The sequence below is a fragment of the Clostridium sartagoforme genome (assembly GCF_004794105.1).
In the GTDB taxonomy this organism is placed as follows: domain Bacteria; phylum Bacillota; class Clostridia; order Clostridiales; family Clostridiaceae; genus Clostridium; species Clostridium sartagoforme_B.
The window spans coordinates 59,950-74,314 of record NZ_SRYR01000012.1 but is presented as its reverse complement, the minus strand read 5'-3'; the positions used below and the strand labels follow the sequence as shown (position 1 = coordinate 74,314).

Sequence of the window (14,365 nt, the reverse complement as noted above, 5' to 3'; positions counted from 1 at the left end):
TCTATTATGCTTCAATAGGAGATTTAAATAGTGTAGCTATAAATCCTATAAGAGATACAGTGTTCATGGGGAATCAAGGTGCATATGATTTATGGGGAACTCTTAATATGGCAGTTGCAGGCTTATGTATTCCAGTTTCACAGTCAGTAAATGGAGTAGTAGGAGCAAGCAAATCTGTAATTGCTAAGACAGCAGCAATAAGAATTGGAAAGGAAGTAGCTATTAATGTAGGGATAGATTTTGCAAGTAGCAAGGTTACTAGCTTTGCAGCACAGCAGTTTAATCTAAATAAAACAGAATCAACACTGCTTAATTTAGGCCTTAGTTTTGGACTTGATAAGAGTGTTGATTCAGCAAAATCCAAGATTTTAGGAGAGGCATCATTTGCAGAAGGAATGAGTTATGATGATGCTAAGAGATATAATGATTATTGGAAACAAGTAGAATCAGGAAATAATACAGGATATCCAGGACTTACTGATACAGATATTAAATTATGGAAGTTTGCAGACAATAAACTAAATCAAAATATAGCCTTAAATAAGGTAAATTCAAATGAAGTTGTAAAACTTAGGATAAAAGCACTAGAATTAGAGAATAGCCTAAGAGTAGTTGATAATGGGGTTAGTAAAGTTGATAAATTAAAATTAAGTTCTTGGAAGTATGCTCCAGATGAAGAACTATATTTAAAGTATAAAAAAGTATTTGATAATCCTAAATATTTTGACCAAGCTACAGGAGATAAAAGGTGGCCGGGACAATACGGAGACCCCAATATAGATGGTTTTTTTAATGGGTTGTACGAAGATGTAATGTTAAAACCAGGCAGTAAAATTGATAGATATGGTGGAAATAATGGGACGTTTTTTGCAGAGGAAGGAATAACTATTCCACAGAGAGCAATGGCCGCAGATTCGGATTTTTCAACATATAATATTTATGAAATAAAAAGAGAAATTCCAATGAGACAAGAAGAAATAGCTCCATGGTTTGATGAGGTTGGAGGTGGAATACAATATCAAATTAATCCAGAATTTGTTAAGATAATAAGATCTAAATTAATGCCAGGTGAAAGTCTTATTGATGGATTAATCAGGTTAGGATATTTAAAACGTTTATAAGGAGAATAGAATGAGTTTAAATTTAGATAGTTTATATATAAGTAATTTAAAAAGATATGTAGGTAAAGAGTTAAAGATAATACAGGATAAAAATAATATAGAAATAATACAGGATAACGAATTACAGTATAGTTTAGAAAAGAAAATAGATAATAGCTATAGTTTTTTCTATATAGAAAGAGGTAAAAGAATAGAAATTGCACAATATTCATCAGAGTTAGAGATGAAAAGAAAGTTTGCAATTGTTATAAGGGGTTTAATTGGTAAAAAAATTAGTTATGAAAATGGAGACGAATTTGAAAATGCACAAAATATAATAGAAGTTGAAAGGTTAATGGGGTTGTATATAGGAAAAGAATACTATTCTATTATGAATCCCCAAAAAATGAAAATAAACTTAGAATTTAATAACAACAATAGATATAGTATTTATTTATTAGAGCAAAATGGAGATAAAATATACAAAGAACAAAATGAAGAGCCTCCATTTATATTCTTTAGATTCTATAGTGAAGCTTTATTTTATAAAGTTATGACTGAAAGAATTAATAGCTATGAAATAATATTTGATGATATATTAACAAATCAAGAAAAATATGATTTGATGTCAGTTTAATTTAAACGAAGGGAGTTTATTAAATATCAATGGGTTCCGTTTTAAGGTGTAAATGGTTAAAATCACAATATAAATTACATGGATTTTCACTAATAAAATCACAATACTAATCATAATATAGAAAACGTTGAAAATTTTTCTTTTCAACGTTTTTCTTTTACTTAGCATTCTAAATAAATATTATTTACTTATTTATAGGCTATATAAGAAATAAAAATGAAGCAAAAATCAAATGTTAATGTAAATATACAATTTAAGAGGTGATAAAGTGGCAATTGGATTTAAAATTGATTTTTTATGGTATCAAGTTAGAACACCAGATTTTTTACACGCATTTTTCTCTACGATAAGTTATAATTTAGAGGAAAATAAATGGGGAAGTAAATATCCAATTTTAATGAATGAATTATATCAAGGTAAATTGAACTGGGAAAATGCTAGTAAAGCGGTTGAAGAATTAAAACTAATTAAAGAAGAATTAAAAAAAATTAATCCTGAATATGTAGTGTGGGATATTGAAGACATTTCTAAACAACCGCCATGGGTGAAGAATATAAGTCCTGATATTACTGATTTATCTAATTATTTTATAACTAGTGATGGAAGAGATTTAATAAGTGTAATTTTAATGGCTTTAAATGATTCTATATGTGAAAAGACAGACGTGGAGATAATAAATATCTAACTACATTATATGAAGTAAACTTGATGCATAAAGTGAAAAAAGTATATACTAAAGCAATTTAAAGAAGTTAAATTACTTTTTATACTGCATAATCTAAATAATGCACTGAATAGGGGGCAAAGGGGGAAAGTGTCAGATAAAATTGAAAAGTAATTTCTAGATGATGAAACTAAATTAATAAGGAATACAATCCTAAGGGATTGCATAAGTTCATTTAGCTAAATCAAAGATTTAGAAATTCACTTAAAAATCTTTACCACCTTTGCCTCCTTTCAACCTAAAGTAAAAGAAAATATCATTGTAATTGAAATATCGATACTACAATAGTGTCGATATTTTTTTACATTGAATTAGATTGAGAGTAAGGAATATATCAAAAGTTAAATAGTAGATAATATCATTTACGGAATGATGAAAAATAAGATTTAATATATCTTACTAATTATGGAAATTAATAATGTGGAGTGATAAAATAGTGGTAAGAGTTTTTAGCTGAGAATTCAGGAAGTAGCGTAGAAGAAGGTTTAGAAAACATTTTAAAAAATGGTATCAGAAAGCAGAAGATTGGATTTATAATGTTTTTTTATGTTGATTTAGCTAATAGTAAGGATTTATTTAGAATTGTTTTAGATGCTGGGAAATGGTGTATAGACAAAGGTGGTAATGTTTTAGAAAAGGTTAAATGAGGACCTTTGATCATAAGGAAGGGGATGCTTGGAAGTTTATAACAAGCTTAACTGGTATAGGAGGAAGCACAAAATTCTTAAAACCATTTAATGATTACCTAGCTAAGACTGGGAATAATTTTAATAGTGTATATAAGTTGATTATAGAATAAGGAGAGTTTATTAGATGATTTTTAAAATAAGCAAAAAGAATAAAGATGATATACAAAAAAAGATATCTAAAGATAAAAAGAGCGTCCGTATAACTATGGCAATAGGAAAATGGATATTAATAATTGGGGTTTCAAGCAGTTTAATTTACTTAGCCTTGAACATTTTAATACCTAGTTGGAGTATGGCAACTGTCGGAGGGATATACCGAAAAGATTATGAGTGGCCATTTCTCGCTACAGTGATTGTGATAGGATGTAGTACGCTTATCTATGTTGTTTTGAGGACATTGGCAATGAACTTAGCAAGCAGTAATAATACAGAACGAATTGACGAGGCCTTAATATTAGATAATGACATACTTAAATATACTTTTCGTATTATATATCAATCTAATCCAAAAGATAGAAATGTTATTACAATACCACTTAATAAAATACAGGAAGTTATTTACAATGATGATAAAAAATCATTACTATTTAAAGGAACTTTTATAAGCGATTATGTAGAGAACTATGGACCAAACAATTCTTCTAGTAAAACTGCTGAAGAAATTGATGAAATGTTAATATATGACTACTTCAAGCCTAGTTTACTTGATACATTAAAAGAAAAGGGAATTAGGATTGAAGAACAAGGGCAAAATCAATGGAGATAGAAGTTTTTTATGAAAGATAACTTACTTTTTAATGAAATTTATGGTCTACTTATAGTTTCTCCTATACAGAAATTAAAAGAAAATTTGGAAAATAATTTTTTATGATATAATATTATTATGTATTTTTATATAAGTTATAAAAATTATTGTATATAAAATATGGATTAAATATAAATGGAGGGTATAATGCTTCAATATGATTTAATTATAATTGGTGGTGGAGCATCCGGCTTATCTGCTGGGGTTTCTGCTCTTAAAAATGGAATTAAAAAAGTTTTAATATTAGAAAGAGATAGTGATTTAGGTGGAAATCTAAATCTATTTATACATGGCGGATTTGGTGAGTACTATTTAGGAAAAGAAGTGACTGGACCTGAACTTGGAAGTAAGTTAATTAATGACTTCAAAGAGGCAGGGGGAGAGTACAAATTAGATACAGAAGTTTTAGAAGTAACTCAAAATAAAGTAATAACTTATGTAAATCCTGAAGAAGGTGTAAAGGATATTAAGGGAAGTTCAGTAATAATGGCCTCAGGATGTAGGGAGAGGTTCACTGGTAATATTAATATTCCTATACATAAGTATATAGGAATCTATAGTTTAGTTTCTGCTCATAGGCTAATTAATCAACAAGGATATCTTCCAGGAAAAGAAGTTATAATATTAGGTAAAAATAATTGGTCATTAATCTTAGCTAGAAGATTATTAATTGAAGGAGCAAAAGTTAATGCTATAGTTGATGTAACTAATAGAGGCTTTTTAGATGAAAGAGGGAAGGAAGTTATAAAAGGCTTCGATATTAATGTTATTAAGGAGGCAAGAGTAGTAGATATAAACGGTGATGATAGAATTGAAAGTATAGATATAGAAGATGTTACTACCTCAAAAATAACTACTTTACAATGTGATTCATTAGTATTAACAGTAGGTTATTTCCCGGAAATATCCTATATAAGAAAAGCTAAAATAGGGATAATGAATAATGTTTCTTTAGTAGTTAATGATAATTATGAAACTACAGCAAAGGGAATATTTGCTTGTGGAACTGTATTAACATGGGATTCAGATATTTTTAATAGCGGGGAAGTTGGATACATAGTAGGTAAGAAGGCGGCAGAATATATCAAAAGTTATGTCTACTAGTAAGTTTTATGTAGAGCTATCTATTGATAAATCTATTATTATAAAGATTCAATTGAGAATTGATAGTCATATGGCTATAGGTATTTAGTTATAAGTTTTAATAAACTTGTATATAAAAAAAGCCCTTTAATAATGCTACTTCACGTATGCACCTTTAAAATAATTGATTAATTGAGTGTTTTATTAATTAAAATGTAAAGTATGGTATTAATAAATAGGTATAAATTATAATAACATACAAGGTAGCAGTCTAAAAATAGACTGCTACCTTTACTTTAAACTATATTACTTTAAACACTAATAAAATAAACACTATATTTAAAAATCGCCTTAATTTTTTATGAATTCATTAAATAATAGTTTATGTCCATTTTCATTAAAGTGAATACCATCAATATAATATTCATTATGATTAATAGAAGAAGTAAGGTCATAAAAATCAATATATTTTAATTTATACTTGTTACATAATTTTATTAATATTTCTCTAAGCTTAGGTAGGCTTTTCTCACAATAATCATAAGTTAATGAAGGCATAAATAATCTATATGCATCTTCTTTAATAATTCTTGGAGGAATTCCAATGATAATACTATCTGTGCAAGTTAATGATTCCTGGATCATTAAATCAATATTATCTATTATAGAATCTATAGCCCTATTAGATAGTAAGTCATTAGTTCCGCCCATTATAAAAATTGTAGATGGATTTAAGCTTGTAACATCTTCAGTAAATCTATTTAACATATCTGTAGTTGTGTTTCCGTTAATACCTTTATTAATAATATTAATATTGTTACCTTTTTCAATACAAAACTCTTTATAAAATTCTATCCAAGATTTATTTTTACTAACACCATAGCCAAAAGTTAAGCTATCTCCAATAAAAACATAATTTTTATTCTGCATTAAAGTTCACCTCATTAAAACAATTTATTAAAGCAGCTTCTACATATTAAAGTTTTACCACCGTTTGCTTTAATAACATTAGAGTCATTAATTTTTTTCTTACAAAACTCGCATAAATTAGTATCTTTTAATAAATCATCATTATTAGTTTTCTTTTTACTGGTATCACTGGTTTTAGGAACTTTAGACTTTTTTAAACTAAAATAGATTTTTTTATCAGAGGAAACTTCTTTTTTTCTAACTGAATAAGAAATTTCATATTCACTTTCACCAAAAAATTCTAACTCAAATCTAGGGTTTTCCTTATCATAAAACTCTTCAGTTATTATTCTAGTTATTTGGGCATCATTAACTATAAGGCCACTTTTTTCAATACCATCGAAAATACTCTTAGTAATATTGGCTGTATCTGGATGTCTTTTTTCGCTTTTATAGTAGACTTTTAGCACGGCAATAAGAGACTCATCTAAAATTACTCCAGGATTTTGGATTCTAGAATAGTATGCTATTTGTTCTTCATAAATTGCGTATCTATCATGAGACTTTCCAGTGTTGCTAGGAAGTATGGCTCTACCATCTTTATTATGTAACTTAAAATTAGATTTAGTAATAGGGGAACCAGGTACTACCACTCTTGCATAACTACTCATTTAACAAAACTCCTTTAATTTATTAATTTATCCTTAAAAATACATTAATTCTAACAAAAAATAATGATTAATTTTTTCATTCATTATATAATAAACAATGTAACTTAAGTAATTAGTCAAAGTTTTAAGCTTTATTTTATTATATATATGTTTCAATAAATAATCTACATTTAGAGGACTTATGTTATTTTAAGTTGAAAATAGTTTTGAAAGCATGTATTTTTTAAATTTTTATATAAGTTACTAATAGAGTTAAGTATCTTAAATATTTTTAATAGAATATAACTTAATAAAAAGTAATAGGGAATATAGCTTAATGAAAAGTAGAATCCTTATTATAATCTACATAAAGAAAATGTATATATTTAACAGTAATGATGAAGATTAGAAATAGAAGTAAGAGGTAAATAAAATGGATAGTAAATTAATTTTATCAATAGAATCAAGTTGTGATGAAACTTCAGCTGCTGTAGTAAAAGATGGTAGAGAAGTTTTATCTAATATAATAGCATCTCAAATAGAGACTCATAAAAAGTACGGAGGGGTAGTACCTGAGGTAGCTTCTAGAATGCATATTGAAGTTGTAAATGGCGTTGTTTTAGAAGCTTTAGAAGAGGCTGGAGTTACCCTTAATGATATAGATGCTATTGGAGTTACTTATGGTCCAGGATTAGTAGGAGCTTTACTAGTAGGATTACAATATGCAAAGGGACTTTCATATTCACTAAAGAAGCCATTAGTAGGAGTTAACCATATAGAGGGTCATATATGTGCTAATTATATAGAACATAAAGATTTGAAACCACCATTTGTATCTTTAGTAGTATCAGGAGGACATACTTTTATAGTTCATGTTAAGGACTATGGGAAATATGATGTTATAGGCCAAACTAGGGACGATGCTGCAGGGGAAGCATATGATAAGGTAGCAAGAGCACTTGGACTGGGATATCCAGGTGGTCCTAAGATAGATAAGCTTGCTAAGGAAGGAAATGAAAATGCTATTGAATTTCCAAAGGCAAATTTTCATGATGATACATTGGACTTTTCCTTTAGTGGTGTAAAATCTGCTGTATTAAATTATTTAAATAAGTGTAAAATGCAAAATATTGAAGTTAATAAAGCTGATGTAGCAGCATCTTTCCAAAAGGCTGTTATAGAGGTATTAAAGCAAAATGTATTAAAGACTTGTAGAAAGAAAGAAATTAAGAAAATAGCTATTGCAGGGGGAGTTGCTTCTAATTCAGCATTAAGAGAATCATTAATAAAAGCAGCTGAAAAAGAAGGTATAGAAGTATTATTCCCATCACAAGTATTATGTACAGATAATGCAGCTATGATAGGTAGTGCAGCTTATTTTAACTTTATAAATGGAAGTGAAGCAAAGCTAGACATTAATGCAAAACCAAACTTAAAGTTATAGGGGGGAGTGAGAAGTGAAACTTTTACCATATTCAAATGGTGTACGCAAGGTTAATATGAAAAAAGAATTAAAACCGAAAGACATTGCTAAGAATATTATTGTAGGGATATTAATAGCCTTAGCAATAGGTTTTATATATCAAAGAATAAGTAACTTTATTGCAAAAGAAACTTTAAAAGAAAGAGTTGATTATGCAAGAGTAGATGATAAAAGATTAGATTATAAACTTAAAGGCGAAGGAAAGTATACTGTAGTTTTTGATGGTAATATAGGAAGTACTTTAAATCAATGGAATGAAGTAATTGATATACTAGATGATGAGTATGGGGATTTAAATACCTTTGTGTATAACAGGAGTGGTTATGGTTTCAGTGATGCGAGTAAACAAAAGACTCCAAAGGAGCAAGCAGAGGATCTAAGAATATTGCTTAGAAAATCAGCAGCCCCTGCTCCATATATCTTAGTTGGGGAAGAGTATGGAAGTTTAGTACTTACGGAATTTGCTAAAGAATATCCAGACTTAGTTTCAGGTATTGTATTAGTTAATCCTTTAGTTGAAGATACAATAAACTCTAAAGATTTTAAAAAGAGTTTAATAATTAATAATATTAGAAGAAACATAGAAAGCTTTGGATCAAGCATAGGACTGACTACTCTTATGGATAAAATGAATTTAACCTGTGATACAGATGAATTTGAAGAAAAGTTATCAGGAGAAGAGTTAGAAGAATTTAAAGTACATAGAACAAAAAAAGCATATAATAAAGCAGTAAACAATGAGTATAAAACTATTACATCTGGGAACATAGATATCCAAAAAGAAAGGGCTTTTAGTGGGAAACCATTTTACTTAATTGCTAAAGATGGACAAGAAGTATTGGGGAAATTAGGGGATGAATCTTTAACTAAGATATATAATGTTGATTATGAAGAGGATTTAGTTTCTATGTATGAACCTGATACAGTAGTTACAGGAATAAGACAAGTTGTTAAACAGGCAAATGAAATAGAAAGATTAGAAAAAAAGAATAAGAATAGCTAGAAATAGCATATTATTAGAGTTGGCATATATAAATTTGCTATAAACCGAAACACAGGATGGTTATAAGCAAATTTTATATATGTTAACTTTTTTATTATGTGCCATATAATTGTCACAAATAAAGGTTATATTAATAATTGTAATAGGAATTATAAATTTTTTAGGAGGCTTTTAGTATGAACGAAGATAATAATATATATGATGTCGAAAAATATGAAGATATTACAGAGGAAAAAAATGAAGAGGTAGTAGAGGATTATACAGAAAAAGACCATATAGAAGAGGATTACGTAGAAGAAGATAGGGTTTATGAGAAAGACTCTTATGTTCATCCAATAAATGATCTTTCTAAGAAGCCAAAGAAGAAAAAGAAGAATGGAATATTTAAAGTAATTGCACTATCATTAGTCACTGGACTATTAGGAGGAGCTATAGGGAGTGGAAGTGTTTATTATATAATGAAAGGGAATAAATCTTCTACATCTAATGGATATATAGGAACACCAAATCCAGCAACCTTTGATAGTGATGTGGAGTCATTAACTGCAAGCCAAGCATTTGAAAAAGTAGCACCAGCTGTTGTTATAGTTTCAGTTAGTGGGGTAATAGATTATAGTGGATTTATACCTCAAGAAACAGAAGGTATTGGATCAGGATTTATTATAAATGAAGAAGGGTATATTTTAACTAACTACCATGTTATTGAAGGGGCAAAGGAAGTAACAGTAACATTATCAGATGGTAGAGAAGTTAAAGCTAAAGTTATAAATTATGATGAAAATCAAGATGTAGCTATGCTTAAAATAAGTGATGATACTGTAAAAGTACCAGCAGTAGTTGAGCTTGGAGATTCAGATGTATTAAGACCAGGAGAAGAGGTTCTTGCAATAGGAACTCCATTATCTAAAGACTTTAATCAAACAGTAACTGGCGGTATGGTAAGTGCAGTAAATAGAAATGTAGAAACAACTTCAGGAGCTAAATTGAACTTAATACAAACAGATGCAGCTATAAATCCAGGTAATAGTGGAGGTCCTTTAGTTAATACAAAGGGAGAAGTAATTGGAATTAATACTATGAAGATATCTGGAGGAGCAGAAGGTATTGGGTTCTCAATTCCAATAAATGAAGTAAAAGATAGAATAGAGTCCTTATCTAAGCCTATATTAAACTTAGGTATATCAATAAGGGAGATAAATGCTGAATTAGCAAAGCAAAACAATATGGAAGAAGGTCTTTATATTGTAAGCGTAGTTGAATTCTCACCAGCAGAAAAAGCAGGATTACAAGGTGGAGATTTAATAGTTAAGTTTGATGGAAAGAGAATAAAGACTTTTGATGAATTAAAAGAAATTAGGGATTCAAAAGAAGAAGGAGATGTAGTAGAAATGGAGGTCGTAAGAAATGGAAAAAATAAGACCTTCAATGTACAATTAGAGGTGAAAAATTAAGAACCATGATTTCAGTTTAGATAATTTACTAAAATAGTATTTTTAATCTATAATTTCACAGGACTATAGATGTGCATTATATATTGAAACATAGATTATAAAAAATTTGTCTAAGTTATGCTCTGCAAGTAGTTTTGATATCACATTTTTTGACATAATGAATAGATTATATTATAAAATCTATTTTTAAAACTTAGGAGGCAAAATTATGAGCGGAAGAATAACATCATGCGAGTTAAAAACTGGATGTAATGAACAAATCGAAGCAGTAATTAGATTACCAGAAGAAAAGAGATCAGTTATATTTGGAACAATTTTAGATTGTAATAGAATGCCAGTAGCAGATGCAGTAGTAAAATTATTACAAGTTGTAGATGGTTGCAGATATCCTTATCCATTAACTCACACTTTTACTGATTGTCATGGACAATTTTTATTAGGACCATTATGCCCAAATACTAAGTATATGTTAAAGATATACAAAGATAATATAGTAATCAAATATACAGAATTAGAAACTTCATCATATAATGGTAAGTGTATTGCAAAACCAGAAAAGCATTCTGGCGGACACTCAGATGACTGTGATTGTTAATTTAACTGAATAAAATAAAAAAGAGCTGTATCAAAATTTGATACAGCTCTTTTTTATTATAAATAAGTTTGATAAAATAAGTTGGAGTTTAGTAAAGGAGAAAACATATGGAAAAAATAATGCTTTACATAGTTGGTTTATTCTTCATAGTAGGAATAATAGATTATATTTTAGGAAATAAATTCAAATTAGGATATGGAATAGAAAATGGAATAAAGAGTATGGGCTCCTTAGCGTTATCTATGGTAGGAATATTATCTATAACTCCAATAATTTCAGATTTATTATCTAAGTATGTATTATCAGTATTCAACAAAAGTCTATTAGATCCAAGTATAATATCATCATCACTTATTGCGGTTGATATGGGAGGATTTAAAATTGCAGAAGCAATTGGAGGAAGTGCAGATATAATATATTTTTCAGGAATATTAATTTCATCAATACTAGGATGTACTATTAGCTTTACTATTCCTTTAGCACTAGGAATAATAGATGAAAAGCATATGGATATTTTTTGTAATGGGATACTTTGTGGAATAATTACCATCCCTATTGGATTATTTATTGGAGGTATATTATTAAAAATAAGTTTAATAGAGATAGTCGTAAGTCTTTTACCTATAATAATAATATCTATTTTATTAATTATAGGATTATATAAAATACCTTCTAAGATGGTAATCTATTTTAAGAGATTAGCAAAAGGAATTTTTATAATAGGGTTAATAGGACTTGGACTTCAAGGATTAAATTCTATTGTTGGAATTTCCTTAGTTAATAACTTACTTCCATTAGAAGAGGCAATAACTATTGTAGGGAAAATTGCTATTTTCTTAGCAGGTTCAAATGTGATGCTTGAAGTCATAAAAAGGTTTTTTAGTAAGCAAATTATTACTTTAGAGAGAAAATTACATATTAATTCAGATTCTGTAGCAGCATTAATAGGTAGTTTAGCATCAGCAGTAATTATATTTACTGATTTTGATAAGTTGGATAATAGGGGAAAGGTTTTATGCTCAGCTTTTTCAGTATCTGGAGCCTATGTCCTTGGTGGACAACTTGCTTATGTAGTTGCTGAGGCAAAAGAGATAGCATTGATTTATATATTAGTAAAACTTATATCAGGATTTTTAGCAATTTTATTAGCACTTAAAGTAATTAAAAATGATATATAATTTTTATTTTACTAATTTAAGATAATAGAAGAGTATAGTATAGAAAAAATATCTCCTTCCATAAATTAAAGTTATTAGGAAGAAGATATTTTTATTATTTATAGTTTTTAGTTTGCTATAGTAAAATCACTATTAGTTAATTTAAAAATATTTTTAACTTCATTAGTTAAATAAATTTTATTATCTTTAGTAACAAAGATAGCATCTATTCCACTTTGAGTGTTTACAAATTTCATTCCTTCTTCAACGCCCATTGCAAATACAGAGGTAGATAAGGCATCCCCATCTATAGATTTATCACTTACTATAGTTATTCCAGCAATTTCATTATCATAAGGATAACCAGTGCTTGGGTTTAGAATATGATGATATCTAACGCCATCTTCTTCTATATATCTTTCATATATACCAGAAGTAACAACAGATTTATTACTTGTAGTTAAAGTTCCAATTATACCGCCTCTCTCTGAAAAAGGATCTTGGATTCCAATTTTCCAATCAGAGCCATCAACCTTTTTACCGTGGGTGAAGACATTTCCACCAAGGTTAATTATAGCGCTTTCGACACCTTCATTAGTTAGTATATTTGAAATTACATCAGCAGTATAACCTTTCGCTATTCCACCGAGGTCTAGCATCATACCTTGATTTTTTAAATATACAGTTTTATCTGAATTATTTAATTCAACATCCTGATAATTTACTAAAGGTAATTTAGCTTGAATTTCTTCAAGAGAAGGCACTCTAGCTTCAGGTAATCCAATATTCCAAAGTTTAACTATAGGTCCAATTGAAATATCAAATAAACCATGAGATAATTTAGCGTATTCTAATCCTTTTTCTATTAAAGTATATGTATCATCATCAACCTTAACTGGTTTAATACCAGCATTTTCATTTATTTCATCTATTAATGTTCCATTTTCATTAATACTTAATGTTGATTCTAATTCTTTAACTTTATTAAATACTTTATCTAATATTTTAGCATCATTACTATCATAAAGAGTTACAGACACCGGAGTACCCATTAATATTTCGGTCTTTGATAATGGCTCCTGTGAAGCTTTATTCTTTGAACATGATGTTATAAGTCCAAGAGATAAAATTAGCAATAAAGAAGAGATTGTTATTTTAGCTAATCTTTTTGACATGATATTCCTCCTAATTAATAATTACTATATAGATTGTAATAACATCTACTCTATATTAAGTTATATTTTGTAAGAATGATATTTAAGTAATAGAATTACCTCCGCAACTTATATAATAATTAAAAGATATATATGAGTTCAAGTTTTATTTTTAAATTAAGTAGCTCTTTTAGAGTTTAATTTTATATAGCTATATTGATATAGATTATTAATTGAAACACATATCTATTATTATAAGTAAAAATATAAAAAATAACAAAAGACTTTAGACAAAAGTCTAAAGTCTAGTTAATTATATAATATTATTTAGCGTCTGCTAAAGCTTTTTCAGCTAAAGTCTTGAATGATTCTGAAGTGTGAGTAGCTCCTGTTACAGCATCAACTGTAGCAACGTCTTGCTTTTCAACTAAAGCTTTTTCTAAAGTTGGGAAAGCTTCTTCTGGATTAGATCCACTGATTTCTTTCATTTTTTTGTTGTATTCAGCATCAGCTAATTTACTTCCAGCATCGTTAGCTTCGTCATACTTAACGTTAGCAATCTTTCCATCTTTAACTTCGATTTCGATAGAAGCAACATATCCTCTTTCGTCAGCTTCAGATGCTGCCTTATAAGTACCATTTTTTAAACCAGCTTCTTCTTTCTTTCCGCATCCTACAAATACTGTAGTAGCTAGTGCAGCAACTGCTAATAAGCTTAAAACTCTTCTTGATTTCATTACAAAATCCCCTCTCAAACTTAAATTTATTTTTTTGAATTTGTTTTCAATTACTAGACCATTATACACAAAATAAAAGGGGTTTGATATTCGATTTGCTTATACTACATAAGAGTTTCTAATGGTGTTAAAAAAAATACAATAGCCATGAAACAAGTAAATATAAGGCTTACAGTATATTAGGATAA

15 protein-coding genes are annotated in these 14,365 nt (G+C 28.4%); 11 read left to right on the top strand and 4 right to left on the bottom strand.

Annotated elements, in window-relative coordinates:
- The 6 genes from E5347_RS17020 to E5347_RS14920 all read left to right on the top strand — a co-directional run.
- A partial coding sequence (locus E5347_RS17020; protein ID WP_207670496.1) for a TNT domain-containing protein occupies window positions 1–1,121 on the top strand: 1,121 nt, incomplete at its 5' end.
- A 10-nt stretch (window positions 1,122–1,131) separates the two neighbouring features.
- Entirely contained in the window at window positions 1,132–1,737 is a 606-nt protein-coding gene (locus E5347_RS14935) for a hypothetical protein (protein ID WP_136008030.1), read from the top strand.
- Window positions 1,738–2,005: 268 nt separating this feature from the next.
- A complete protein-coding gene (locus tag E5347_RS14930) occupies window positions 2,006–2,422 on the top strand; it encodes an immunity 70 family protein (protein WP_136008029.1) in 417 nt (138 codons plus the stop codon).
- Window positions 2,423–3,104: 682 nt separating this feature from the next.
- The gene (locus E5347_RS16965; protein WP_168354980.1) at window positions 3,105–3,260 is read left to right on the top strand and encodes a hypothetical protein; all 156 of its coding nucleotides are present in this window, start codon (window positions 3,105–3,107) and stop codon (window positions 3,258–3,260) included.
- Window positions 3,261–3,442: 182 nt separating this feature from the next.
- Complete coding sequence (locus E5347_RS14925) at window positions 3,443–3,916, top strand: hypothetical protein (RefSeq protein ID WP_136008028.1); 474 nt, start codon at window positions 3,443–3,445, stop codon at window positions 3,914–3,916.
- A gap of 186 nt (window positions 3,917–4,102) precedes the next feature.
- Window positions 4,103–5,059 (top strand): NAD(P)/FAD-dependent oxidoreductase, encoded by a 957-nt coding sequence (locus E5347_RS14920; protein ID WP_136008027.1) that lies wholly within the window; start codon window positions 4,103–4,105, stop codon window positions 5,057–5,059.
- Window positions 5,060–5,389: 330 nt separating this feature from the next.
- Here the strand turns inward: E5347_RS14920 and E5347_RS14915 are convergent, their stop codons facing one another.
- Window positions 5,390–5,968, bottom strand: coding sequence for a GDSL-type esterase/lipase family protein (locus tag E5347_RS14915; RefSeq protein WP_136008026.1), 579 nt, complete (start codon window positions 5,966–5,968; stop codon window positions 5,390–5,392).
- A 14-nt stretch (window positions 5,969–5,982) separates the two neighbouring features.
- Entirely contained in the window at window positions 5,983–6,618 is a 636-nt protein-coding gene (locus tag E5347_RS14910) for a RusA family crossover junction endodeoxyribonuclease (protein WP_136008025.1), read from the bottom strand.
- 412 nt (window positions 6,619–7,030) lie between these two features.
- Between E5347_RS14910 and tsaD the strand changes: the two genes are divergently transcribed.
- From tsaD to eutH, 5 genes are all read left to right on the top strand, one after another.
- The gene (gene tsaD / locus E5347_RS14905) at window positions 7,031–8,041 is read left to right on the top strand and encodes a tRNA (adenosine(37)-N6)-threonylcarbamoyltransferase complex transferase subunit TsaD (RefSeq protein ID WP_136008024.1); all 1,011 of its coding nucleotides are present in this window, start codon (window positions 7,031–7,033) and stop codon (window positions 8,039–8,041) included.
- 13 nt (window positions 8,042–8,054) lie between these two features.
- Window positions 8,055–9,083 carry an alpha/beta fold hydrolase gene (locus tag E5347_RS14900; protein WP_136008023.1) on the top strand — a complete coding sequence of 343 codons (1,029 nt, stop codon included), beginning with the start codon at window positions 8,055–8,057 and terminating at the stop codon, window positions 9,081–9,083.
- A 176-nt stretch (window positions 9,084–9,259) separates the two neighbouring features.
- On the top strand, window positions 9,260–10,534 hold the full coding sequence (locus E5347_RS14895; protein ID WP_136008022.1) for a S1C family serine protease: 1,275 nt from the start codon (window positions 9,260–9,262) through the stop codon (window positions 10,532–10,534).
- Between the two features lie 208 nt (window positions 10,535–10,742).
- On the top strand, window positions 10,743–11,129 hold the full coding sequence (locus E5347_RS14890) for a carboxypeptidase regulatory-like domain-containing protein (protein ID WP_136008021.1): 387 nt from the start codon (window positions 10,743–10,745) through the stop codon (window positions 11,127–11,129).
- 107 nt (window positions 11,130–11,236) lie between these two features.
- Window positions 11,237–12,307 carry an ethanolamine utilization protein EutH gene (eutH, locus tag E5347_RS14885; protein WP_136008020.1) on the top strand — a complete coding sequence of 357 codons (1,071 nt, stop codon included), beginning with the start codon at window positions 11,237–11,239 and terminating at the stop codon, window positions 12,305–12,307.
- A 107-nt stretch (window positions 12,308–12,414) separates the two neighbouring features.
- On the opposite strand, the gene E5347_RS14880 is transcribed toward eutH, so the two are convergent.
- Both E5347_RS14880 and E5347_RS14875 read right to left on the bottom strand, forming a co-directional pair.
- On the bottom strand, window positions 12,415–13,461 hold the full coding sequence (locus E5347_RS14880) for an FAD:protein FMN transferase (RefSeq protein ID WP_136008019.1): 1,047 nt from the start codon (window positions 13,459–13,461) through the stop codon (window positions 12,415–12,417).
- A 302-nt stretch (window positions 13,462–13,763) separates the two neighbouring features.
- Window positions 13,764–14,177, bottom strand: coding sequence for an FMN-binding protein (locus E5347_RS14875; protein WP_136008018.1), 414 nt, complete (start codon window positions 14,175–14,177; stop codon window positions 13,764–13,766).
- Window positions 14,178–14,365: the final 188 nt, after the last annotated feature.